A 22,640-nucleotide genomic window follows, 5' to 3' on the forward strand; every position below is an offset into this window, starting at 1 on the left:
GCCACAGCGAGGATATCCGACATGATTCTCCGCCCTGCCCTCATTCTGAGCCTGGCCGCCTTCATCGCGGCCGCGCCGGTCGCGATCGCGGCGCCCGTCTTCGCGCCCTTGCCGGTCGGCACGCAAGCCCTGCCGGTCGAGCCGGCGCGCTCGCTGCTGAAGAACTTCCTCGACGCGCTCGGCGACGACGATGTCCACGACGACCATTACGACTGGAAGGACTACCGCAACTCGACCTCGCGCAAGGAGCGCATCCGCGACTATTACGAGATGCAGCGGCAGGACCAGAAGGCCTATTGGAAGGATCAGAAGGAGATGCAGAAGCGCGCGATCAAGGCCCAGCGCGGCTGGTGACGGAAGACGTCAGCTAGATTTGCCGCCCCCCCTACCTCTCTCGATGCGCCTGTTGCATAGTCAGCCCCAGCGCCGCGCATGACGCCTAAGGACGCAGGGGAGCGACATGAAGACCATCTATCTCGCAGGAGCCATCTTCGCCGGCAGCGCCTCGCTGGCGCTCGCCCAGCAGCTCGCGCCGAGCCCGACGCTCGACGCCGTCAAGGCGCGGGGCCATATCGAATGCGGCGTGCATCTCGGCCTGCCCGGCTTCTCCTTCGCCAATGACAAGGGCGAGTGGACGGGGCTCGACGTCGACTACTGCAAGGCGCTGGCTGCCGCCGTGCTCGGCGACGCCACCAAGGTCAAGTTCACGCCGACTTCGGTGCAGCAGCGCTGGCCGATCCTGCAATCGGGCCAGGTCGACCTGCTCTCGCGCAACTCGACCATCACCTTCTCGCGCAACGCCACGCTCGGCCTGAACTTCCAGGGCATCAACTTCTACGAAGGCCAGACCTTCATCGTCCGCAAGAAGGCGAATGTGAAGTCGGCAGAGGATCTCGACGGCGCCTCGATCTGCGTCGCCGCCGGCTCGACCGAAGAGAAGAACGCCGCCGACTGGTTCCGCGAGCGCAACCTCAAGGTCACCATCACCAACTTCCAGAAGAATGACGACGCCATCACCGCCTATGACAGCGGCCGCTGCGACGCCTATACCGCCGGCGTCGGCGCCCTCGCCGGCCAGCGCGTCAAGCTCAAGGTCCCGGACGACCACATCATCCTGACCAAGCCGATCTCGAACGACCCGCAGGGCCCGGTGACACGCTGGGGCGACGAGCGCTGGCAGCTGATCGTGCGCTGGGTGCTGAACGGGACCATCGCCGCCGAAATGCTCGGCGTGACCTCCAAGAACGTCGACGAGATGAAGGCGAACTCGAAGAACACCGAGGTCCGCCGCCTGCTCGGCGCCGAGGGCGGCTTCGGCGCGATGATGGGGCTGCCCGACGACTGGATGTACAAGGTGATCAAGCAGGTCGGAAACTATGGCGAGAGCTATGAGCGCACCGTCGGCATGGGCTCGACGCTGAAGCTCGAGCGCGGCCAGAACCAGCTCTGGACCAAGGGCGGGCTGCTGTTCACGCCGCCCTTCCAGTGAGAGCGGGACGGCGGCTGCGCCTCAGGCGCCGGAACCGCCGTCATTCCGGACAAGCGGCTTAGCCGCGCAGCTCCGGAATCCATCGTGGAGCGCCTCGCCCTGCGATGGATTCCGGCCCTTCGCTTCGCTGCGGCCGGAATGACGGCCCGCACTTTCAGCCTTCTCAGCGAGCCTGCGATCGTGAGCAAAGCCCTCGCCTTCATCAACGACAAGCGGGTGCGCGACTGGTTCTACCAGGCCGCGCTGCTGATCGGACTTGCGGCGCTGCTGATCTACTTCATCCGCAACGCCTCGCAGAACATGGTCCAGGCCGGCATCGCCTCGGGCTTCGATTTCCTCTGGCGGACCTCCGGCATCGAGGTCCCCTTCGTCATCACCAATTACACCCAGTCCGACAACATCCTCTCCCTGTTCTGGGCCGGCGTCGCCAATACGCTGCTGGTGACGGCGATCGCGCTGGTGCTCTCGACGCTGCTCGGCTTCCTGATCGGCATCGCCCGGCTCTCCTCGATCTGGCTCGTCCAGGCGATGGCCGGCGCCTATGTCGAGTTCGTCCGCAACATCCCGCTGCTGTTCTTCGTGCTGTTCTGGTATTTCGGCGTCATCGCCGCCCTGCCCGCGCCGCGCGAGAGCCTGTCGGCCTTCGGCGTCGCCTTCCTCAACAATCGCGGCCTGACCATCCCGCTGCCCGATGCCGGCGCCAACTTCCGCTACGCCTTCATCGCGATCGCCGCCTCCTGCCTGCTGCACTGGCTGTTCCTGCGCTGGGCCAGGCGTCGCAAGGAAGCGACCGGGCGCGACGCGCCAGTGCTGCGTATCGGCCTGCTGCTGCTCGTCCTCGTCCCCGTCCTCGCGCTTGCCTGGGCGACGCTGGCGACGCGCTGGGACATTCCCGTGCTGCGCGGCTTCAACTATCGCGGCGGCTTCGTCGTCATCCCGGAATTCGTCGCGCTGCTGGCGGCATTGGTCACCTATACCGCCGGCTTCATCGCCGAGATCGTGCGCGGCGGCATCCAGTCGGTGCCGCACGGCCAGATCGAGGCCTCGGCGGCGCTCGGCCTCAGGCCCGGCCCGACGCTGCGGCTCGTCACCATCCCACAGGCGCTGCGGGTGATGACGCCGCCAATGACCAACCAATATCTCAACGTGCTGAAGAACTCGTCCTTCGGCGCCGCGATCGCCTATCCCGACGTGGTCAGCCTGTTCATGGGCTCGGCACTCAACAATACCGGCCAGGCGATCGAGATCATCGCCATGACGCTCGCCGTCTATCTGGTCATCGGGCTCGCCGTCTCGGCCTTCATGAACTGGTACAATGCCCGCATCGCGCTGGTGACGCGATGAGGACCGGCGTCCCGACCATCTGGCGCGAGCGCCTGTTCGGCACGCCGGTGACGGCGGTGGTGACGCTGCTGCTCGCCGCCGCCATCGCCTGGATCGCGACCCCGATCATCCGCTGGGCGCTGATCGACGCGACATGGAACGGGCAGACGCGCAATGACTGCACCGGCACCGGCGCCTGCTGGGTCTTCGTCAAGGCCCGCTTCGGTCAGTTCATGTACGGCTTCTATCCGATCGAGGAGCGCTGGCGGCCGAATCTCGCCGGGCTCGCCTTCCTGCTCGGCGGTGGCGCCGTCGTCTTCGCGCCGCAGCGGCTGAGGCTGCGCCTCGGCCTTGCCGCGCTCGTCATCCTGCCGCTGCTCGGCGTCTGGCTGCTCGGCGGCGGATATGGCCTGAGAGCCATCGAGACGCGCGAATGGGGCGGGCTGATGCTGACCGTCTTCATCTCGATCTATGCCAGCCTGATCGCGATCCCGCTCGGCATCCTGCTGGCGCTCGGCCGGCAGTCGGAACTCAAGGTCATCCGGCTGATCGCAGTGCTGTTCATCGAGTTCTGGCGCGGCGTGCCGATCATCGCGGTGATCTTCCTCGCCTCGCTGCTGCTGCCGCTGATCATGCCCACCGGCATCGGCGTCGACCGGCTGGCGCGCGCCGTGATCGGGCTCGGCTTCTGCATCGCCGCCTATATGGCGGAAGCCGTGCGCGGCGGCTTGCAGGCCCTGCCCAAGGGCCAGCGCGAGGCCGCAACCGCTCTCGGCCTGACCTATTGGAAGGCGACCTCGTTCATCATCCTGCCGCAGGCGCTGCGGATCTCGCTGCCGGCGATCACCAACGAGTTCATCGCACTGGTGAAGAACACCACGCTGGTCCTCGTCGTTTCGATCCTCGACCTGCTCGGCATCGCCCAGGCCTCGCTCGCCGATCCGAACTGGGTCGGCATGAACATGGAGGCTTATGTGTTCTCGGGCGGTATCTACTGGCTGATCTGCTTTGCGCTGTCGCGCTGGAGCCGCAGCCTGGAGACGAAGCGGGGACGGTGAGGTCTTCGCAAGGCATGAGCCGACGAACGGGGCTCCCAGGAGAGCGGCGTCCGTCTCCGCGATCGATAAGAGATAGATTCCGAATTCTGGCGTAAATATCTGAAATCGCAAATATTTTCTGCTCTTTTGACCATATGGGGAGAGCGTCATTCCGGACAGGCTGCAAAGCCGCGCCGATCCGGAGCCCATCGTCGATCGCCGTTTCGTACGATGGATTCCGGCACTCCGCTCCGCTGCGGCCGGAATGACGGAGCGGTTCCGAAGGGACTTCTGCGACCGAGACAGCCGCTCGCCCCTTACCGCTCCTGCGGCGGCACCGCCCGTAGGCGCTGCGTCAACTCGCGGCGCTGCTCTGGCGTCCATTTCGAATGCTTGCGGGTGGTCGAGGCCGGGCGGTTGGCGAGGCCGAGCCCGATGCCGCGCAGATCGTTGACCGGGCGGATTGGACGCTGGACGAAGCCCCCGCCGCAGCTCGGGCAGACGTTCTCCAGCACCCGCTCGGCGCACTCCGCGCAGTAGGTGCATTCATAGCTGCAGATCCGCGCCTCAAGCGAGGCCGGCGGCAGGTCACGGTCGCAGAGTTCGCAGTTCGGGCGCAGTTCCAGCATCGTCGTCCTCCGGCGGGCCCGTCCGTGACGGGGACGGCGCGTCCGATTGAAACGAAAGCCGTCATCCTGGACAAGCGACGACCGACGTGGCTCAGCTCACCCCCAGCTCCACCGGCACCGAGAACGAGCGCTTCACCTGGCCGAGCGCAAAGCTCGATTCGATCGAGGCGACATTGTCGAGCCGGGTCAGCTTATCCTTCAGGAAGCGCTCATAGGCGGCGAGATCGCTGACGATGATGCGCAGGAGATAGTCGCGCTGGCCGGTCATCAGATAGCAGTCGGCGACCTCCGGCCAGCGCTGCACGGCCGCACCGAAACGGTCGAGTTCCTCCTCGCGCTGCCGCTCCAGCTTGATCGAGGCGAAGACCGAGACGGGAAGGCCGAGCTTCTCCTGGTCGATCACCGCGACATAGCCCTTGATCACCCCGGCCTCCTCGAGAAGCCTCACCCGCCTTGCGCAGGGGCTCGGGGACAGGCCGACCTGGGCGGCGAGGTCCAGAATGCTCATCCGCCCGTCGGCCTGCAGGGCCTGCACGATGCGGCGATCGATATCGTCGAGTTTAGGATTTGGCATGAATTCTCGCTCCTCGCCGCAACCTTAGCGAAATCCGCCAAGCTGAGAAGCGCGCAGCGTCGTCTTTAGCTGCTTTCGCCAGAGCGGATGTGCATGATACGCTAATCCAAGGAGCGCGCCCGATGTCCGATCCCCGCCTGCCCATTCTCGCCGAACTTGAAAAGAAGATCCTCTGGCTGGCCTCGTGGACGATCCACAACGCCAACCATCTGCGCGATAATGGCGACGGCATGAAGGTCGGCGGCCATCAGGCGTCCTCGGCCTCGCTCGCCACCATCATGACCGCGCTCTACATGGCCGCGCTGAAGCCGCAGGACCGGGTCGCGGTGAAGCCGCATGCCTCGCCGATCTTCCACGCCATCAACTATCTGATGGGGCTGCAGACCCGCGAGAAGCTCGAGAATTTCCGCGGCTACAAGGGCGCGCAGAGCTATCCCTCGCGCACCAAGGACATTGACGACGTCGATTTCTCGACCGGCTCGGTCGGCCTCGGCGTGGCACAGACGCTGTTCTCCTCGCTGACCCAGGACTATGTGAAGGCGCATGGCTGGGCGAAGGACCGCCCCGAAGGCCGCATGGTCTCGCTGATCGGCGATGCCGAGCTCGACGAGGGCAACATCTTCGAAGCCCTGATGGAGGGCTGGAAGCACGGCGTGCGCAACACCTGGTGGGTGATCGACTATAACCGCCAGTCGCTCGACGCGGTGATCCGCGAGGGCCTCTATGACCGCTTCGAGACGATGTTCCGCAATTTCGGCTGGGACGTCGTCACCCTGAAATATGGCTCGCTGCAGCAGGCCGCCTTCAAGGAGAAGGGCGGCGAGCGCCTGAAGGCCTGGATCGATTCCTGCCCGAACCAGCTCTATTCGGCCCTGACCTTCCAGGGCGGCGCTGCCTGGCGCAAGCGCCTGATGGACGATCTCGGCGACCAGGGCCCGGTGACCAAGCTGATCGAGAAGCGCTCCGATGCCGAGCTCTCGAAGCTGATGTGCAATCTCGGCGGCCACGATTTGCCCTCGATCCTCGAAGCCTTCGAGGCGATCGACCATGACCGGCCGGTCTGCTTCCTCGCCTACACGGTCAAGGGCTTCGGCCTGCCGCTCGCCGGGCACAAGGACAACCATGCCGGGCTGATGACCAAGGAGCAGATGGAAGGCTTCAAGCAGGCCAACAAGGTCCGCCCGGGCCATGAATGGGACCTGTTCGAGGGCCTCTCCCTGTCCGAGAGCGAGATCCGCGCCTTCCTCGACAAGGTGCCGTTCTTCGCCGAGGGCCGCCGCCGCTACAGCGCCCCCGCTCTGCCCGTTCCGGAGAAGCTCGAAGCCGGGATCCAGCCGGTGATGTCGACGCAGATGGGCTTCGGCAAGGTGCTCGACGAGCTCGCCAAGCTCGGCGGGCCGCTGGCCGACCGCATCGTCACCACAGCGCCCGACGTCACCGTCTCGACCAATCTCGGCCCCTGGGTCAACCGGCGCGGCCTGTTCGCGCGGGCCTCGATGGCCGACACCTTCAAGGACGAGCGCATCCCCTCGATGCAGAAATGGGAGTTCTCGCCGAAGGGCCAGCATATCGAGCTCGGCATCGCCGAGATGAACCTGTTCATCAACCTCTCGGCGCTCGGCCTGTCGCATTCGATCTTCGGCGAGCGCCTGATCCCGATCGGCACGCTCTACGACCCGTTCATCTCGCGCGGGCTCGATGCGCTGAACTATGCCTGCTACCAGGACGCCCGCTTCATGGTCGTCGCGACGCCGTCCGGCGTGACGTTGGCGCCCGAGGGCGGCGCGCACCAGTCGATCGCGACGCCGCTGATCGGCATGAGCCAGGACGGACTCTGCGCCTTCGAGCCGGCCTTCGTAGACGAGCTTGCCGTGATGATGCGCTGGTCCTTCGAATATCTGCAGAAGGATGGCGAGGGCGATCCGGACGAGCGCACCTGGCTGCGCGACGAGACCGGCGGCTCGGTCTATCTCAGGCTCTCGACCCGCCAGGTCGAGCAGCCCAAGCGCGCCATGACGCCGGAGCTGGAGCGCGACATCATCGACGGCGCCTATTGGCTGAGGAAGCCGGGCCCGAACGCCTCGGTGGTGATCGCCTATACCGGCGCGGTCGCGCCAGAGGCGATCGAGGCCGTCGGCCTGCTCGGCGAGGATCGCCGCGATGTCGGCCTGCTCGCCATCACCTCGGCCGACCGGCTGAATGCCGGCTGGCAGGCGGCGGAACGGGCGCGCCAGCGCGGCAATCATCGCGCCACCAGCCATGTCGAGCGCCTGCTCGGCGAACTCTCGCGCGATTGCGGCATCGTCTCGGTGCTGGACGGACATCCGGCGACGCTGGCCTGGCTCGGCAGCGTCCACGGCCACAAGCAGAAGGCGCTCGGCGTCGAGCATTTCGGCCAGACCGGCACGGTCGCCGACCTCTACCGCCATTTCGGCATCGACGCGAACGCGATCGTCCACGCGGCGCAGGCGGCGGCGCCCGGCCGCCCGGTCAGGTATCTGAAGGCGCTGCCGTAAGGCGCGCTTGCCTTCTCCCCTTGCGGGAGAAGGTAGCCCGAAGGGCCGGATGAGGGGTCGCGCTGCGCTCCTTCACGTCATGGTCGGGCTTGTCCCGACCATCCACGTCTTGCTTCGGGCCTTGCGGTTCAAAGACATGGATGCTCGCCACAAGGGCGAGCATGACGGAAGCGGTTCAGGCGGACGCAGTCAGCCCCGCCTCACCTTCACGCCGGCGATCAGCCAGGCCCCGGCCAGGAAAAAGCCGATCAGAACGGCGAGCCCGGCGCGCTGGCTGGCGAAGAGGCTCGTCGCCAATGCGACCAGGGTCGGCCCCATGAAGGACGTCACCTTCCCCGAGAGCGCGAACAGGCCGAAGAACTCGCCGATCCGGGCCGGCGGGGCGATGCGGGCGAGCAGGCTGCGCGAGGAGGCCTGCAAGGGCCCGGCGACGAGGCCGATCAGGAGACCCAGCCCGAGATAGACCTTCTCCGGCAGCGAGGCGAAGAGCCCGTCGCCGGGCGCCGCCGGCACCGCCTCGATGAAGAAGAAGACCTGGCCCGGCCCGAGCGAGAGAATGCCGAGACAGGCGAAGAGCAGGCAGGCGATGGCGCCGAGGATCACCGGCTTGCCGCCGAAGGCATCGTCGAGCTTGCCGCCGAGGAAAGCGCCGAGCGTGCCGGTGATGGTGAGCAGGATGCCGAAGACCCCGAGCTCGATCGTCTGCCAGCCGAACACCCCTGCCCCGTAAATGCCGCCGAAGGCGAAGAGCGCGACCAGCCCGTCCTGGTAGATCATATTGGCTAGCAGGAAACGGCCCAGGCCCGGCAGGCTCGGCAGCTCCGCCAGCGTCGCCTTCAGCCGCGCCACGCCGCCACCGGCAGCCTCGCGGAAGGATATGCCGGTGCGCGGCGAATCCGGCGTCAGTAGGAACATCGGCGTGACGAAAATCACGAACCAGAGCGCTGTCAGCGGCCCGGAGAACCGGTCCCCCTCGCGACTCGCCGCATCGAGCCCGAAGAGCGGCGAGAGGCCGACGAGCGTATTGCCAGTGTGCGGATCGGCGGCGAGCAGGCCGAGCGTAAGGGCCAGCGATACGAGCCCGCCGAGATAGCCGACGGCCCAGCCGGTGCCGGAAAGCCGCCCCAGACGCTCGGGCGGCACGAGCCGCGTCATCATCGCATTGTTGAAGGTGGTGGCGAACTCGGCGCCGATCGTCGCCATGACGAAGCCGGCGAGCGCGATCGGCACGGCCGCAGGCGAGCCGGGCTTGGCGTACCAGAGCATGCCCGAGCCGATGACGAGCAGCGCCCCGAAGCTGGCGATCCAGGGCTTTCGCGGACCGGTCCGGTCGGCGATGCCGCCGAGCAAGGGCGAGAGCAAGGCGATGCAGAGGCCGGCAAAGCCCGTCGCATAGCCCCAGAGCGCCTGCCCCTGGGCCGGATCGGAAGCGAGCGCGGCGGCGAAGAAGGGCGCGAAGACGAAGGTCGTGACGAGGGTGAAGAAGGGCTGCGCCGCCCAGTCGAAGAAGATCCAGGCGACGACCGAGCGCCGCGGCGGATAGGTGATCGCCACACGGCCATCACTGCTCGAATGATTCATCGCCGGGCTCGAAGCGTCACGCTGGGGGTTCGGTGGGAGCGAGACCGCGTCGGACCGGATCGGTAAGTCGCGGCGCGCCGGAATGGCACGGGAAGGCGGTCTATTCGTGACGGCTCACTGCAGCGTCGTGTCCGGATCGGAGCCGCCGCGGGCGAGCTCGATTTCCGTGATCGCAACGAGAACCTCGGCGCGGCTGCGCAGATCAGGTGCCTCGAGCAGGGCCTGCTTCTCGCGCGGGCCGAACGGGCACATCATCGAGAGCGCGTTGACCAGAGCCTCGTTCGGTGCCTCGTTGACGCCCTTCCAGTCGATCTTCAGCTCGTTCGCCTTGGCGAAGCTGCGCAGCGCCTTGAGCAGGCTCGCGCGGTCGACGGCCTCCTCGCCGGCCCGCGCCTGGAAATCGACCGTGAAATCGTCATAGGAAACCCGTGCCTGGCGATAGGCGGTGCTGACCGAAAGCTCCTCGAGCAATCGAAAGCGGGAAATGCCGGTCAGGGTGAGGATATAGCGGTCGTCGCCGGTCTCGGCGAACTGGGTGATGCGGCCGAGGCAACCGACCTGCAACAGCGGCGGCGCCGTCGACTGCCGGCCGTTTTCCGGCTCGGGCTGGATCAGTCCGATGACGCGATGCGTGCGGATCGCGTCGTCGACCATGGCGAGATAGCGCGGCTCGAAGATGTTGAGCGGCATCTGCCCGCGCGGCAGCAGCAGCGCGCCGCTGAGCGGAAACAGCGGGATCACCGCCGGGCAATCCTCAGGCCCGTGATAAACCGCGTTCATGCCCATCGGCGCCTGCCCATCTGCTCCTGGCCTTCCTGTTCCGGCTCTCACTTTAGGATAGAGACCGCTTTGCCGATCGGCTTGCAGAACCAGCCGATCGGCACGAGCTCTAGGCGAAGAGCGCGGTCGACAGCTTGCGCCGGCCGGCGACGCTATGCTCGTCCATCGGCCCCCAGGCCTCGAAGAACTGCAGCAGCTGCTTGCGCGCGCCATCCTCGTTCCAGCCCCGATCCGCCTTGAGAATGGCGATCAGCTGGTCGACCGCCTCCTCGCGCCTTTCGCGGGCGTTCAGCGCGAGCGCGAGGTCGAAACGGGCCTGATAATCCTTCGGGTTCGCGGCGACTTTGGCCTCGAGCTCGGCGGTGTCGCCGAGCGAGGCCGCCTGCTCGGCGAGCTCGATCGCGGCGCGCAGCGCCGTCACGGCCTGGTCCTCGGCCTTGTCGGCCGGCACCATGGCGAGGAAGCCCTTGGCGCCCTCGATGTCGCCCTCGTCGAAATGCAGCCGGGCCATGCCGGCGATCGCCGCGACATTCGCCGGCTCCACCGCCAGCACCTCGGCATAGAGTTCGCTCGCGCCGCCGGCATCGCCGGCCTCGATCGCCTCGGCGGCGGCGGCGAGCATCTCCTCGACCGGCCCCGGCCCCATTGGCCCGACGAGCTTCTCGATGAAGGCCTTGATCTGGCCCTCCGGCTGGGCGCCCATGAATCCATCGACCGGCTGGCCGCGCTGGAAGGCGATCACCGCCGGAATCGACTGAATGCCGAGCTGGCCGGGAATCGCCGGATGCTCGTCGATGTTCATCTTGACCAGCTTGACCTTGCCGCCGGCCTCGTTGATCACCTTCTCGATTACCGGTGTCAGCTGCTTGCACGGGCCGCACCAGGGCGCCCAGAAATCGACCAGCACCGGCTGGTTCATCGATTCCGCAATGACATCCTGCCGGAAGCCCTGCGTCGTCGTATCCTTGATCAGCCCGTTGGCCGGTGCCGCTTCGCCATTGACCAGCATGGGTCGTCCTTCATCTCGTCAACAAGCCGGGCGCCGCGCCGGCAGGGTCGCAGCCCCGCCTTTTAGGCTATCGCCCGGACAATCGAAACCGCCGGGCAACGCTGCCCGATCTGCGCCCCATAGATGGGGAGCTTCATCCGTTCTGTCCATTGCCCCGGCGCATCTCATGCGGCGTCCGGCGCAGGTTTTCGACCTCAGGCCTCTGGCGGCGCCGGCAGCGCGACGACCAGCGGCTCGTGGCCGCTCGCGCGCAGGAAGGCCAGCATGTCGTCGCGGGCGATGCCGAGCGTCGCCGTATTGATCAGCGGATGGAAGTTCATCGGCTCCCCCGTCATCAGGCCGGCGTCGAGAACCATGGTCACATCGCCGGCCCGGTCGTTGATCACGGCGAAGGCGGTGACGGAGCCCGGCGTGACACCGAGCTTCTCCATCAGGAGCTCGGCCGAGCCGAAGGAGAGCCTTCCGCTGGCACCGAGCGTCTCGTGCAGGCGCTTCAGGTCGATTCGCGTGCTCTCCAGCGCCGAAACCAGGAAAAGCCGGCCCTTCTTGTCCTTGAGAAAGAGATTCTTGGTGTGATGACCGCTGATCGCCCCGCGCAATTCCTTGGATTCGGCGACGGTGAAGACCGCCTCATGGTCGATCCGGGTGGTTTCGATACCGAGCTTGTCCAAGGCGGCGACGAGATCCTGAGGCGAAATTGGCGCGGTCATCATTGTCCTGAAAAACGCGAAAAAGCTGAGATTTCCTAGCCTTCCGTCTGGGCAGGAGCAAGCCTGACGCCTCATCCGCCCCTTTGCCGGGAAGCGAGTTGTGAAATTCCTGCAACAAGGCACTTGCGCTCCTCGCGGCGATGGGCAATAAGCCGCCCATCGCCGCTGCGGCGGCGATGAATGTCTCGGATGCGGGTGTAGCTCAGGGGTAGAGCACAACCTTGCCAAGGTTGGGGTCGTGGGTTCGAATCCCATCGCCCGCTCCAGACAGTCTCAAGGCTTGAGAGGCACGTAAGCGTCGGTTTTCCCGGCGCTTTTTGCTTTTTGGACCTTCGAGATTCCGGGCTATTTCCGAAGGGCTCGGAAAGCCCGTGGTTACCTCGCGGTTACAAGTACGATCCGGAGGCACGCAGGGCCACTCTGCCGCTTCCCGCTAACTCCTTACTGCTTGAAGCAATTCTCCCGATGCCACTGCAGGAAATGCGGATGCGGGCGATCGTGGGCTCGCGGCGGAGGTAGTGCTCGTCCTGTCCGGTTGATGCAGACTTTCGCTCCGGGACAATCCGTCAGCAGTGCGCCGATACCGTTGAAAAAGTCGGGGCGCGAGCGAGGTGATCACGGGCTGCAATTTGTCGGCGAGCGCCTTCTGCCCGTCATGCGGCCCTGATTTGCGGCCCGTTCGGCAGGAGCTTGGCGAGTTTCCTGAGGTTCTGGGCGGCAGCGGCGAGGTGGAACTCGTCCCTGGCTCCGTTTGGTCCGCGGAGTCGCAGCCGATCGAGCTTCAGGATGCGCTTGAGGTGTTGATTTCCGCCGAGAAGTGACCCTGGGTTTCCACTGAGAAGTGACCCGCCCAGATGGTGTTTGTGGTTCAGGTTGCGGTCAAGGTTTTGGCTTTCTCCCTGGCTGGTTTGTCGGGCTTTGCCGAGCTGTTCCTGAAGCGGAAGCTGTCGTTTCCGGTTTCGATGATGTGGCAGTGATGCGTTAGCCGGTCGAGCAATGCGGTGGTCATCTTGGCATCGCCGAAGACGGTGGCCCATTCGGAGAAGCTGAGATTGGTGGTGATGACGACGCTGGTGCGCTCGTAGAGCTTGCTCAGCAAGTGGAAGAGCAAGGCACCGCCCGACGCGCTGAAGGGCAGGTATCCGAGCCCGTCGAGGATGACGAGGTCGGCGTAGGCCAGCCGGCAAGCCATCTGCCCCGCCTTGCCCTGGGCCTTTTCCTGCTCGAGGGCGTTGACGAGTTCGACCGTGGAGAAGAAGCGGACCCGCTTGTGGTGGTGCTCGATGGCCTGGACGCCGAGAGCTGTGGCGACATGGGTCTTACCGGTGCCGGGCCCTCCCACCAGGACGACGTTGTCGGCGTCCCGGAGGAACTCGCAACGATGCAGTTGGCGAACGAGCGCCTCGTTGATCTCACTGCTGGCGAAGTCGAAGCCGTTGAGGTCGCGATAGGCCGGGAAGCGTGCGGCCTTGAGTTGGTAGGCCGTTGATCGGACCTCTCTTTCAGCCATCTCCGCCTTCAGGAGCTGCGACAGGATTGGCACCGCGGCCTCGAAGGCCGGCGATCCCTGCTCCGTCAGTTCGCTGACGGCCTGAGCCATGCCGTGCATCTTGAGAGTGCGCAGCATGATGGTGATGGCGCCGCTCGCAGGGTTATGACGCATGGCGCACATCCTCGGCTTGGCGCAGGGCGTCATAACGTTCGACATTGGCGCGCGGTTCGGTGGTCAGCGTGAGAACGGAAGGGGTTTCGACCGTCGGCGTCGTCAACGGCATGCCGTCGATCAGTCGGTGAAGCAGGTTGATGATGTGGGTCTTGGTCGGCACGCCGGCCTTCAGCGCCAGTTCGACCGCTGTCAGCACAGTGTGTTCGTCATGCTGCAGGACGAGAGCCAGGATTTCGACGACCTCCCGGTCGCCACCCGGGCTTTTGAGCAGATGCTGCTGCAGGGATCGGAAGGCCTGCGGCATCTCGGCAAAGGGAGCTCCGTTACGCAGTGCCCCAGGTTTGCGCTGGACGACCGCCAGATAATGTCGCCAGTCGTAGACCGTCCGGCTGAGACGATCATGCGAGCGGGTGAAGACCCGGCGATGTTCGCCGATCATCTGTCCCTCGGCGACAATGAGGATGCGATCGGGATAGACGCGCAGGCTGACCGGACGGTTCGCAAAGGACGCCGGGACGCTGTAGCGGTTGCGCTCCAGATGGACCAGGCAGGTCGGGGAGACGCGTTTGGCGTGCTCGACGAAGCCATCGAAGGGGCGTGGCATCGCCATCAGGGGCCGGATCTCTTCAGCCCAGATATCGGCAACCGTTCCTGGTTGTGCGCCGTGCGCAGTCTGCGACCACAGTTCCCGGCACCGGATCTCCAGCCAGGTGTTCAGAGCCTCCAGCGACGGGAAGTTCGGCAAAGGTTACCAGAGCCGATGGCGGGCATCCTGCACGTTCTTCTCGATCTGCCCCTTCTCCCAGCCTGAAGCCGGATTGCAGAACTCGGCCTCGAACAGGAAGTGGCTGACCATGGCCGAGAAGCGGATATTGACCTGGCGGTCCTTGCCGCGGCCGACCTTGTCAACGGCCGTTTTCATATTGTCGTAGATGCCTCGCCGCGGCACGCCGCCCAACACCCGGAAGGCGTGGTTATGGGCGTCGAACAGCATCTCATGGGTCTGAAGCGGGTAGGCTCGCAGTGTGAAGGCGCGGCTGTAGGAGAGTTTCACATGAGCCACCTGCAGCTTGGTGCGCTCGCCCGCGATGATCGATCGCCCAGTCCTCCGACCAATCGAACTGGAACGCTTCACCCGGCACAAAGGCCAGGGGGACGAAGGTGCCACGGCCGCTGGTCTGCTGCTCGCGCAGGCGGGCGGCCTTCCAGTCCCGGGCAAAGGCCGCGACCCGATTGTAGGAACCCTCATAGCCGAGCAAAATCAGATCGGCATGCAACTGGCGGACCGTGCGCTTGTGCTTGTGCGACTTGCCGCCTTCGATCCGCAGCATCGCCGAGAGCTTGTCGGCATAGGGATCGAGTTTGCTCGGCCGGTCGGGAACATGAAACCGGGGCTCGACGCTATCCGCACGCAGATACTTGCGAACCGTATTCCGCGAGAGCCCGGTGCGCCGGGAAATCTCACGGATCGAAAGATGATTCCGCCCATGCCAACGGCGGATGACACTCAGTAACTCCATGTCGATCACTCCGAAGTCCCCCGCGTATCCCGCGTGAGACGTGGTCAAAACATGGGTCACTTCTCGATGGAAAAATCCCCGCCTAACGGGTCACTTCTCGGCGGAAATCAACAGTCTTAGATGCCGCGCGTGCAGGCGCCCTTGAAGAAGGCGAAGGCCCGGTCATGGGCGTCGAAGACCATCTCCTGGCTCTCGCGCGGATAGGCCCGCACGAACAGCATGCGCGAGTGACAAAGCCGGACATGCGCCACCTTCACCTGGGTCGTGGCGCATTGATGACGACGATCTCGTGGCTCCAGTCGAACTGGTAGGCCTCGCCGGGCGCGAAGCTCAAAGGCACATAGGCGTCGGCTGTGACGGCGGATTGCTCGCGGCGCCAGCCTCGCGCATAGCGGCGAACGGCATCGTATTTGCCCTCGTAGCCGAGATCCCGCAGATCTTCGAAGAGCCGGATCAGCGTCAGGCGCTCGCGCGCCGGCCTGCCGTCGTTCGCCATCAGCAACCGATCCAGCTCAGGGCGCCAGGTCCCGATCTTCGGCTGCGGCTGAACCTTCCGCGCATACTCGAACGACGTCGCGCCCGAGCGCAGCACCTTCCGAACCGTGTTCCGAGAGACATGCAGCTCGCGGGCGATCTCCTTGATCGTCTTCCCGCGGATTGAAAACTCGCGCCGGATCCGCGCAATCCTATCCACGCCCTTCATCCCCCGCCCGCCCATCCGAAACCAGGACGGGCAGTCTCACCAAAACCGGCTCAAGGGGGGGTCAAAGTTGAACGCCGATCCCCCGCCTCATGGGGTCAAACTTGCACGCCGAAACACAGGGACGATCAATGGAGCCGGATTTCGCCTCACATCGTCGGTGACGAGCGGACGCGCGGCTCGTCAGTAGAATTCGACATCTGGTTCATTCGGCCGAAGGCAGCGCGCTCGTTCAACCTCGTCGATCGCTTCGTCGCGCACGCCCTCGCCGAGTTGCAAGACTTTGCCGGCGGCCGGGTCCTGACGGCTTGATGGCGGGCGCGTAGTCCGCCCGCCATTGCCGCGACCGAGGAAGTTCCGCTGTCCGACTACTTCTTCGCGACGACCGTTTTGTTGAAGGCCTCGATGATGGCGGCCCGGTTGGCGTTGATCTTGTTCCAGTCGGGCAACGCCAGGCTCTTGATCGAGCCATCCGGGCCCCAGGGCATCCGCTGCCTGGCGTTGTCCGACAGCTCGATTCCGGCCGTTGCCGGCCCGACATAGATCTTTTCAGCCATGCACTTGGCCGGCGCCTTGCCGATAGCGTAGTTCATGAATTTCTCGGCCAGTGCCTGTTTCTTGCTGTTGGCGACGAGATGCAGGCGAATATCGCCGCCAATCGCACCTTCCTTCGGCACCACGAAAGCAATCGGAAGCTTCTGGTCGCGCATCGCATAGGCGGAGCTGGCGTAATGGGCGCCTACAATCACCTCGCCGCTCTGGAAAAGATTGGTGCCGGCGCCAGCGGTATCGAAGTAAGCTGATACCTTGAGCTGCTTCAGCCTCTCGAAGGCGGGCGCAACATTGTCCACGCTGCCACCAACCAGCCCCGCAAGGTGCACAATGAACGGGACACCCATGGCGTTGGAGGGGCTCGGGAAGGTGACAGCCCCGGCGAAATCCGGCTTCCACAGATCGAGCCACGATGCCGGCGCCTGCTTGATATCACGCGTATTGTAGGCAAGCCCGAGTGAATAGAAGCCCGTGCTGACAGCAAAGGGCTTTCCGTCCGCCCCCTTGTAGACGCCTTGCGGCAGCATACCCGCTAGCGCGGGCACCTTGGCGGCGTCGATCGGCGCGACGACGCCATCGGCAGCGGCGATTTCGGACACGCCGCCATCGATCCAGACAGCATCCAGCGAAGGCGCATCCTTCTGCTGACGCAGCTTGCTCAACGTTACGCCCGAGACACCTGGTTCCGGCGTGACCTTAATCCCAGTATCCTTCGTGAAGGGGTCGATGATGCAGGCCTGCATCGCCGCACCCCACTCTCCACCATATGTAGCGACGGTGATCGAGTCCTCGGCTGCAGCGACAGTCGCAAAAGCGCCTGCAGCTACGAATGAAGCCGCGCCAACGAGCTGCTTTGCTTTGAAACGTGTCATGGTTCCTCCTCCGCCGTTCTGGCATTTTCCTCTGAGAGCGATATGAGGACTCGGCACGTTTCCAGCTTCAAATTGAAATCCACGGGTCTGAGATAACTTTTGGCTATGAATATCCGGCAGCTCGAGGCCTTCAAGACCATCATGGAGCTCGGCAGCTTCACCCGAGCGGCGGAGAAGCTCAATCTGTCGCAGCCGGCCGTCAGCAAGTTGATCTTTCTGCTCGAGCGTCGATGCGGATTTTCGCTCTTCCATCGTCAGAAGAACGGTGTGGTGCCAACCTCAGAGGGGCAGATGCTCTATTCGGAGGTGGAGCGGGTCTTTCTCAGCGTGGATTCCGTTTCCGCACGGGCGCGGGCCATCAAGCACTTCGATTATGGCGAGATCAATCTGGTCTCGTACCCATCATTGGCGGCGAGGGTCCTGCCGCCGATCCTCGGCGGCTTCCTGGCGCCCCGGCAGGGCCTGAAGATCGAGATGTCGAGCCGGAACTCCTGGCTCCTCGTGGAATCCGTCGCGACGCAGGGGTTCGACCTGGGTTTCGGCATGTTCGCGCCCGAGCGGCCCGGCGTCCGCTTCGACAAGCTCTGCTCGATGAGAGCCGTTTGTGTCCTGCCGCCGGATCATCCCTTGGCCGCTCATAAGGTGATCGAGGCGAAGGACCTGCATGGCGAGCGCTTCATCGGCATGGTGGACGAGGATCGCGCTCAGCTCGAGATTGATCGGATTTTCACCGAAAGCAGCTCCGAACGGAACATCGTCATCAAGGTCCAGCTCACCGAGGCGTGCTGCTCCTTCGCCGCGGCCGGCGTCGGCATCTCCATCGTCGATCCCCTGAGCACAGAAGGGTTCTCGCCAAGCCAGCTGGTCGTCAGACCCTTTCGCCCTGTCGTCAATTTCGACGTTTGGGTGGTGACGCCCAGCTTCCGGGAGCCGTCGCTCGCGACGACGGCGCTGATCGAACATGTTCGCGCCAATCTGACCGCCAAGATCGGGGCCATGGCGGAGGCCATTGGCGACCGATCCTAGCCGCCACGCCGGCAGGACATATCCTCGAGTTATGGCTGACCTGCCATAAGCGATTTGACCCTTACCCACCCCTCGACCTGAATGGGACGCGTCAAGACCGCGGCGATGTCGCGGACAGACAGTTCTTCGGATCGAGCGACGGATCAGGGTCAAAAAATGTCCGGCATTACGGTGCTTACGCCTACGGGCACTCTAGGCTACGGCTTCGGCGACGAGGCATTGGCGCGAGGCATGTCGCTCAAGCCATCGGTTATTGCCGTCGATGCCGGCTCGACAGATCCGGGCCCGCACTATCTCGGCTCCGGCAAGCCTCTGGTCTCGGACGTCAGCATCAAACGCGAGCTGACCGCTCTGATCCAGGCCGGGCGGAATGCCGATATTCCGGTCATCGTTGGCAGTGTCGGCGGCGCGGGATCGAGCGTTCAGGTCGACCGGACGGCCAAGCTCGTTCGCGAAATCGCCCAGGAAACCGGCCTCAAGCTCAAGCTCGCCACGATCCGTTCGGACATTCCGCTCGAACGAGCCAAGCGTGCGGTCGCCGCCGGCGAGGTGATCGATTTCGAGGCGGGCCATCCCCTGACATTGGAGGTGCTCGACGAGACCGTGACGCTCGTTGCCCAGATGGGCCATGAGCCGATCTGCGCGGCGCTCGATGCCGGCGCCGACGTGATCATCGCCGGCCGCGCCTGCGACGACTCGGTGATCGCCGCCTATCCCATCTGGAAGGGCGCCGATCCGGCTCTTGCGATCCATATGGGCAAGATCCTCGAATGCGGCGCATTCTCGGCCGAGCCCTTCGCCATGGATGTGATGCTTGGCACCATCCACGACGACAGCTTCGTGCTCGAACCCGGCAGCATTAAGCGGCGTGCCTCGGTGAAGTCGGTTTCCGCTCACTCGCTCTATGAGCGTGAGAACCCATTCAAGCAGGGGGGGCCGGGCCACGAGATCGACCTCTCGGCGTGTTCCTTCGAACAGATCGGCGACAGGCAGGTTCGCGTTACGGGCGCGAAGCTCACCGAGACCGACGATTATTACGTCAAACTGGAAGGCGCGCGTCTCGCCGGCTACCGCTCGATCTCCATCGCCGGGGTTCGCTGTCCGACGACCATAGCGGCGCTCGATGGGATTCTGGATCAGCTCAAGGCCGGGGCGCTCGACTACTTCGCGCCCTCGGCCATTTCGGTGCAGTTCCATGTCTACGGGCGCGATGGCGTGATGAAGGAACTGGAGCAGGAGCGTGCCTTGCAGCGCGAGATCGGGCTCGTGATCGAGGTCACCGCCGCGACCCAAGAGCTGGCGCATGCCGCATGCCACCAAATCAGCGGCGCGATGCTGCACCATCATTACGAAGGCATCATCAACCCCTCGGGCAATCTCGCCTTTCCTTACTCGCCGTCCGACCTCGATGTCGGCCCCGTCTACGAGTTCAGCGCCTACCATCTGATGAAGGTGGATACGCCCACCGAACTCTTCCCCGTCAGCATCGAGGACCTTTGAGATGAGCGCCCGCCCTCTGCGCGAGATCGCAGACATTGTCCGCAGCAAGAATGCCGGCCCCTATCGCATCACCTTCGACATCCTGTGCAAGGAAAAGTCGAATTTCGAGCTCATCCGGACATCGGGCGCCATCACGCCTCAGTCGGTCGCCAAGGCTTATGGCCTGTCCGTCACCGATATCTCGTCCTTCTTCGAAATCGATATGGCCAATGCCATCAAGATCACGATCAAGCGGCCGCGTGCCCAGGGTTCGGCGGGTGAAGGCGACATGTATGGCTGCCAGCAGCATGTTCCGCTTATGAACATGCTCATTCCCCTGCGTTGAAGCGACGCGCGAACAAGCTGGATTGCACATGAACAACGGCTACATCAAGGTCGAGCATCTGACGAAGCGCTATGGCGACCTCGTGGTGTTGAACGACATCTCCCTTGATGTCGCCGAGGGCGAGTTCCTGGCTCTGCTGGGCCCCAGCGGATGCGGCAAGACGACCTTGTTGCGCGCGATCGCGGGGTTCGTCGAATTCAGCGAAGGCGACATCAGGATCGACGGGCGTTCCATGAAGCGTCTGCCGCCCAATAGCAGACCGGTGAACACCGTTTTCCAGAACTATGCCCTGTTTCCGCATCTCACCGTGGCTGAGAATGTCGGCTTCGGACCGCGACGCGCCGGCAACAGCGCGGCCGAAACGGAGTCCATCGTCGAGGAATGTCTCACGACCGTCGGAATGGCTGCTTATGGGGAACGCTTCCCGTCCCAGCTTTCCGGCGGCCAGCAGCAGCGCGTGGCGCTGGCACGGGCGATCGCCAACCGTCCGAAAGTGCTCTTGCTCGACGAGCCGCTCGGCGCGCTGGATCTGAAGCTGCGCAAGCAGATGCAGATCGAGCTGAAGACGCTCCAGCAGAAGCTGGGCATCACCTTTATCTTCGTAACCCACGACCAGGAGGAAGCGCTGGTCATGGCCGATCGCATCGCCGTGATGGATGCCGGCCGCATCGCGCAGATCGGTTCCGGGCGCGACATCTACCACGCCCCGGCCGAGCGCTATGTCGCCGACTTCATCGGCGACGCCAATCTGCTGGCGGCGACCATCGCGACCGACGGCTCTCTGGTCATCGGCTCTCTTGCCATCACGGCGCGCCACGACGCGGCGGTGGGCAGCAAGGCGACCTATCTTCTCCGACCGGAAGCGATCCGTGTGGGCCATGCGGAAGCGCCCTCCACCGACCGAATCTCCCTGCCAGCCCGTGTCCAGGAGATCGTGTTCGCGGGTGGCATCGTCAGGATCTATGCCGCTTCTCGAGACGGGCAGGAAATTGTCGCGCAACAGACCACGCTCGCGGGCGAGGCACCAATCGCGGTCGGCGACGAGGTCGTGCTCTCATGGCATCGCGACAATGGCCGGGTCCTGACGAAATGAGATTGCGAACCGCTCGCTCCGGAACAGGGGAGGCCTTGCCATGAGAATTCGCAACGGCTGGGCGGCTCTCCTCGTCGGCGTGCCGCTGGCCTTCATGGCCGCATTCTTCCTCGTCCCGTTCTTCGTGGTCGTCGTGGCTAGCTTCCAGACCAAGGACGGTGCGTGGAGCCTCGCGAACTACATACGGATTCTGGGAGACAGCTACTATCCGAGCATCCTCTACATCACCTTCAAGCTGTCGCTCATCGCAACACTCGTATCCTTCGCCATCGGCTATCCGATCGCCTATTACATCGTGAACGTGGTGCGCAGCCGTATGGCGCGGCGCATCTGCTATATCCTCGTGATCATGCCGCTGTTCACGAGCAATATCGTGCGCTCGTTCGGCTGGATGATCCTTCTCGGCCGGCAAGGCCTGGTGAACACCACATTGATGACGCTCGGCCTGACCGAACGCCCTATCCCGATCCTGTTCACCGAACTCAGCATCATCATCGGCCTGACCTACATCCTCGTGCCCTTCATGGTGCTGACTGTCGCCGGCGTGCTTCAGACCATCGATAAATCGCTGGTGGAGGCTGCGCTCGATCTGGGGGCGAACCGCTTCGTCACCTTCGCGAAAGTGACGTTCCCGCTCAGCCTTCCCGGCGTCGTCGCGGGCTCACTGATCGTCTTCACCCTCGCGGTCAGCGCCTATGTCGTGCCGAGCATCATGAGCGGCGGCCGGACCGTCGTCATGGCGATGTCGATCTTCGAGCAATACGGCTCATTGTTCGACTTCAACTTCGGGGCGGCGCTTGCAGTCGGGCTGCTCGTCGTCACGCTCGTGCTGATCGCGCTCTATCTCTTCTTCATCGAAAGGCAGCCGACGGGCCGCCAGGCGGTACGCTCATGATGACGTTCCCGGAACGGATCGGTCGCTTCCTGCTTCTCGCCTTCGTGTGGGCGGGCCTGGCCTTCCTGACCATCCCGCTCGCCATCATCGTGGCCGTCTCCTTCACCGAGACAGAATACCTGACCTTCCCCCCGCAGGGCTTCACTTTGCGCTGGTACGAGCAGTTTCTCGCCGACACCTCCTATCTCGATTCGATCGGGCTCAGCGCCTCGATCGCGGTGGCCTCGACCGCGATCGCGATCCTGATCGGCATTCCGGCGGCGCTTGCGATCACACGCAGCCAGCTTCCCGGCATGAAAATCGTTAATACGATCTTCCTGGCGCCGCTTATCCTGCCGACGATCGTGATCGGAGCGGCCTTGCTCCAATATGCGAGCATGCTGGGCATTGCGCGCAGCTACACGGCGCTGCTTGTCGGCCATGTCGTCATCGTCGTCCCGTATATCCTGCGCACGGTGCTGGCATCGCTGGCCCGCTTCGATCAGACGCTCGAGGAAGCCAGCCTCGATCTCGGGGCCTCGCCGGTATCGACCTTCTTTCTGGTCACACTGCCGATCATCAAGCCAGGCCTCGTCGCCGGCGCGCTCTTTGCGCTGATCATCTCCTGGATCAACGTCGAGCTCAGCATCTTCAACGCGACGGCGGCTCTGATGCCGATACCGGTCAAGATCTTCAACTACGTGCAATACGCGATCGACCCAATGGTCGCGGCGATCTCTGCGGGCACGATCTATGTCGCGATCGTCGCCGTGGTCCTGCTCGACATCTTCGTCGGCATCGATCGGGTCGCTACCCCCTCCAAATAGCGGCCAAAGCCGCGCAAACCCTCCAGAAAGCGAGCCA

19 protein-coding genes, 1 tRNA gene and 4 pseudogenes are annotated in these 22,640 nt (G+C 64.4%); 12 read left to right on the forward strand and 12 right to left on the reverse strand.

Features of this window, described 5'->3' with window-relative positions:
* Positions 1-21 precede the first annotated feature (21 nt).
* From AC3RCC_RS17695 to AC3RCC_RS17710, 4 genes are all read left to right on the forward strand, one after another.
* On the forward strand, positions 22-354 hold the full coding sequence (locus AC3RCC_RS17695; RefSeq protein WP_291638869.1) for a hypothetical protein: 333 nt from the start codon (positions 22-24) through the stop codon (positions 352-354).
* 106 nt (positions 355-460) lie between these two features.
* The gene (locus AC3RCC_RS17700; protein ID WP_492256085.1) at positions 461-1,489 is read left to right on the forward strand and encodes an amino acid ABC transporter substrate-binding protein; all 1,029 of its coding nucleotides are present in this window, start codon (positions 461-463) and stop codon (positions 1,487-1,489) included.
* A 180-nt stretch (positions 1,490-1,669) separates the two neighbouring features.
* Entirely contained in the window at positions 1,670-2,833 is a 1,164-nt protein-coding gene (locus AC3RCC_RS17705) for an amino acid ABC transporter permease (protein ID WP_492256086.1), read from the forward strand.
* Positions 2,830-3,870, forward strand: coding sequence for an amino acid ABC transporter permease (locus AC3RCC_RS17710; RefSeq protein ID WP_492256087.1), 1,041 nt, complete (start codon positions 2,830-2,832; stop codon positions 3,868-3,870). Before AC3RCC_RS17705 ends, AC3RCC_RS17710 begins: the two co-directional genes overlap by 4 nt.
* Before the next feature lie 296 nt (positions 3,871-4,166).
* On the opposite strand, the gene AC3RCC_RS17715 is transcribed toward AC3RCC_RS17710, so the two are convergent.
* The gene (locus AC3RCC_RS17715; protein WP_291638873.1) at positions 4,167-4,478 is read right to left on the reverse strand and encodes a DUF1272 domain-containing protein; all 312 of its coding nucleotides are present in this window, start codon (positions 4,476-4,478) and stop codon (positions 4,167-4,169) included.
* A 91-nt stretch (positions 4,479-4,569) separates the two neighbouring features.
* Entirely contained in the window at positions 4,570-5,052 is a 483-nt protein-coding gene (locus AC3RCC_RS17720) for an Lrp/AsnC family transcriptional regulator (RefSeq protein WP_291638874.1), read from the reverse strand.
* A 122-nt stretch (positions 5,053-5,174) separates the two neighbouring features.
* On the opposite strand from AC3RCC_RS17720, the gene AC3RCC_RS17725 reads away from it, so the two are divergent.
* Entirely contained in the window at positions 5,175-7,568 is a 2,394-nt protein-coding gene (locus tag AC3RCC_RS17725) for a thiamine pyrophosphate-binding protein (RefSeq protein ID WP_452116481.1), read from the forward strand.
* A gap of 189 nt (positions 7,569-7,757) precedes the next feature.
* Here AC3RCC_RS17725 and AC3RCC_RS17730 read toward each other — a convergent pair whose 3' ends face one another.
* From AC3RCC_RS17730 to AC3RCC_RS17745, 4 genes are all read right to left on the reverse strand, one after another.
* Complete coding sequence (locus AC3RCC_RS17730) at positions 7,758-9,149, reverse strand: MFS transporter (RefSeq protein WP_366825471.1); 1,392 nt, start codon at positions 9,147-9,149, stop codon at positions 7,758-7,760.
* A gap of 114 nt (positions 9,150-9,263) precedes the next feature.
* A complete protein-coding gene (locus tag AC3RCC_RS17735) occupies positions 9,264-9,935 on the reverse strand; it encodes an LON peptidase substrate-binding domain-containing protein (protein ID WP_291638877.1) in 672 nt (223 codons plus the stop codon).
* 103 nt (positions 9,936-10,038) lie between these two features.
* The gene (gene trxA, locus AC3RCC_RS17740) at positions 10,039-10,938 is read right to left on the reverse strand and encodes a thioredoxin (RefSeq protein WP_291638878.1); all 900 of its coding nucleotides are present in this window, start codon (positions 10,936-10,938) and stop codon (positions 10,039-10,041) included.
* Positions 10,939-11,132: 194 nt separating this feature from the next.
* The gene (locus AC3RCC_RS17745; protein ID WP_492256088.1) at positions 11,133-11,648 is read right to left on the reverse strand and encodes a prolyl-tRNA synthetase associated domain-containing protein; all 516 of its coding nucleotides are present in this window, start codon (positions 11,646-11,648) and stop codon (positions 11,133-11,135) included.
* Between the two features lie 191 nt (positions 11,649-11,839).
* On the opposite strand from AC3RCC_RS17745, the gene AC3RCC_RS17750 reads away from it, so the two are divergent.
* Positions 11,840-11,914: transfer RNA gene (locus AC3RCC_RS17750), tRNA-Gly, on the forward strand.
* A 175-nt stretch (positions 11,915-12,089) separates the two neighbouring features.
* Here AC3RCC_RS17750 and AC3RCC_RS17755 read toward each other — a convergent pair.
* From AC3RCC_RS17755 to AC3RCC_RS17780, 6 genes and pseudogenes are all read right to left on the reverse strand, one after another.
* Positions 12,090-12,194, reverse strand: a pseudogene (locus AC3RCC_RS17755) (HNH endonuclease); the annotation flags it as partial.
* A gap of 107 nt (positions 12,195-12,301) precedes the next feature.
* Positions 12,302-12,448, reverse strand: a pseudogene (locus tag AC3RCC_RS17760) (IS5/IS1182 family transposase); the annotation flags it as partial.
* Between the two features lie 68 nt (positions 12,449-12,516).
* Positions 12,517-13,311, reverse strand: a complete 795-nt coding sequence (gene istB / locus AC3RCC_RS17765) for an IS21-like element helper ATPase IstB (RefSeq protein WP_492258793.1) — start codon at positions 13,309-13,311, stop codon at positions 12,517-12,519.
* A pseudogene (gene istA, locus AC3RCC_RS17770) lies at positions 13,301-14,834 on the reverse strand (IS21 family transposase). Before istA (AC3RCC_RS17770) ends, istB begins: the two are co-directional and overlap by 11 nt.
* A 119-nt stretch (positions 14,835-14,953) precedes the next feature.
* Positions 14,954-15,537 (reverse strand): annotated as a pseudogene (gene istA, locus AC3RCC_RS17775) (IS21 family transposase); the annotation flags it as partial.
* 365 nt (positions 15,538-15,902) lie between these two features.
* Positions 15,903-16,958: an ABC transporter substrate-binding protein gene (locus tag AC3RCC_RS17780; RefSeq protein WP_291636955.1), complete on the reverse strand. Its 1,056-nt coding sequence runs from the start codon at positions 16,956-16,958 to the stop codon at positions 15,903-15,905.
* Positions 16,959-17,063: 105 nt separating this feature from the next.
* On the opposite strand from AC3RCC_RS17780, the gene AC3RCC_RS17785 reads away from it, so the two are divergent.
* The 6 genes from AC3RCC_RS17785 (at position 17,064) to AC3RCC_RS17810 (ending at position 22,603) form a co-directional block, all read left to right on the forward strand.
* On the forward strand, positions 17,064-17,984 hold the full coding sequence (locus tag AC3RCC_RS17785; RefSeq protein ID WP_291637073.1) for a LysR family transcriptional regulator: 921 nt from the start codon (positions 17,064-17,066) through the stop codon (positions 17,982-17,984).
* Between the two features lie 231 nt (positions 17,985-18,215).
* Positions 18,216-19,484, forward strand: a complete 1,269-nt coding sequence (locus AC3RCC_RS17790; RefSeq protein WP_492256089.1) for an acyclic terpene utilization AtuA family protein — start codon at positions 18,216-18,218, stop codon at positions 19,482-19,484.
* A 1-nt stretch (position 19,485) separates the two neighbouring features.
* Positions 19,486-19,809, forward strand: a complete 324-nt coding sequence (locus AC3RCC_RS17795) for a DUF4387 domain-containing protein (RefSeq protein WP_291636959.1) — start codon at positions 19,486-19,488, stop codon at positions 19,807-19,809.
* Positions 19,810-19,837: 28 nt separating this feature from the next.
* Positions 19,838-20,902 carry an ABC transporter ATP-binding protein gene (locus AC3RCC_RS17800; RefSeq protein ID WP_492256090.1) on the forward strand — a complete coding sequence of 355 codons (1,065 nt, stop codon included), beginning with the start codon at positions 19,838-19,840 and terminating at the stop codon, positions 20,900-20,902.
* A gap of 40 nt (positions 20,903-20,942) precedes the next feature.
* Entirely contained in the window at positions 20,943-21,797 is an 855-nt protein-coding gene (locus AC3RCC_RS17805) for an ABC transporter permease (protein WP_492256091.1), read from the forward strand.
* A complete protein-coding gene (locus AC3RCC_RS17810; RefSeq protein WP_291636965.1) occupies positions 21,794-22,603 on the forward strand; it encodes an ABC transporter permease in 810 nt (269 codons plus the stop codon). The genes AC3RCC_RS17805 and AC3RCC_RS17810 overlap by 4 nt, the downstream gene beginning before the upstream one ends.
* Positions 22,604-22,640 lie beyond the last annotated feature (37 nt).

The sequence above is a fragment of the Allobosea sp. GW823-FHT01F03 genome, from assembly GCF_058798075.1.

Excerpts from the sequence above, each read along its gene's own strand:
- AC3RCC_RS17695 (WP_291638869.1), top strand. The coding sequence starts at position 22 with ATGATTCTCCGCCCTGCCCTCATTCTGAGCCTGGCCGCCTTCATCGCG.
- AC3RCC_RS17700 (WP_492256085.1), top strand. The coding sequence starts at position 461 with ATGAAGACCATCTATCTCGCAGGAGCCATCTTCGCCGGCAGCGCCTCG.
- AC3RCC_RS17710 (WP_492256087.1), top strand. The coding sequence starts at position 2,830 with ATGAGGACCGGCGTCCCGACCATCTGGCGCGAGCGCCTGTTCGGCACG.
- AC3RCC_RS17715 (WP_291638873.1), bottom strand. The coding sequence starts at position 4,478 with ATGCTGGAACTGCGCCCGAACTGCGAACTCTGCGACCGTGACCTGCCG.
- AC3RCC_RS17720 (WP_291638874.1), bottom strand. The coding sequence starts at position 5,052 with ATGCCAAATCCTAAACTCGACGATATCGATCGCCGCATCGTGCAGGCC.
- AC3RCC_RS17725 (WP_452116481.1), top strand. The coding sequence starts at position 5,175 with ATGTCCGATCCCCGCCTGCCCATTCTCGCCGAACTTGAAAAGAAGATC.
- AC3RCC_RS17730 (WP_366825471.1), bottom strand. The coding sequence starts at position 9,149 with ATGAATCATTCGAGCAGTGATGGCCGTGTGGCGATCACCTATCCGCCG.
- AC3RCC_RS17735 (WP_291638877.1), bottom strand. The coding sequence starts at position 9,935 with ATGGGCATGAACGCGGTTTATCACGGGCCTGAGGATTGCCCGGCGGTG.
- trxA (WP_291638878.1), bottom strand. The coding sequence starts at position 10,938 with ATGCTGGTCAATGGCGAAGCGGCACCGGCCAACGGGCTGATCAAGGAT.
- AC3RCC_RS17745 (WP_492256088.1), bottom strand. The coding sequence starts at position 11,648 with ATGACCGCGCCAATTTCGCCTCAGGATCTCGTCGCCGCCTTGGACAAG.
- istB (WP_492258793.1), bottom strand. The coding sequence starts at position 13,311 with ATGCGTCATAACCCTGCGAGCGGCGCCATCACCATCATGCTGCGCACT.
- AC3RCC_RS17780 (WP_291636955.1), bottom strand. The coding sequence starts at position 16,958 with ATGACACGTTTCAAAGCAAAGCAGCTCGTTGGCGCGGCTTCATTCGTA.
- AC3RCC_RS17785 (WP_291637073.1), top strand. The coding sequence starts at position 17,064 with ATGAATATCCGGCAGCTCGAGGCCTTCAAGACCATCATGGAGCTCGGC.
- AC3RCC_RS17790 (WP_492256089.1), top strand. The coding sequence starts at position 18,216 with ATGTCGCTCAAGCCATCGGTTATTGCCGTCGATGCCGGCTCGACAGAT.
- AC3RCC_RS17795 (WP_291636959.1), top strand. The coding sequence starts at position 19,486 with ATGAGCGCCCGCCCTCTGCGCGAGATCGCAGACATTGTCCGCAGCAAG.
- AC3RCC_RS17800 (WP_492256090.1), top strand. The coding sequence starts at position 19,838 with ATGAACAACGGCTACATCAAGGTCGAGCATCTGACGAAGCGCTATGGC.
- AC3RCC_RS17805 (WP_492256091.1), top strand. The coding sequence starts at position 20,943 with ATGAGAATTCGCAACGGCTGGGCGGCTCTCCTCGTCGGCGTGCCGCTG.
- AC3RCC_RS17810 (WP_291636965.1), top strand. The coding sequence starts at position 21,794 with ATGATGACGTTCCCGGAACGGATCGGTCGCTTCCTGCTTCTCGCCTTC.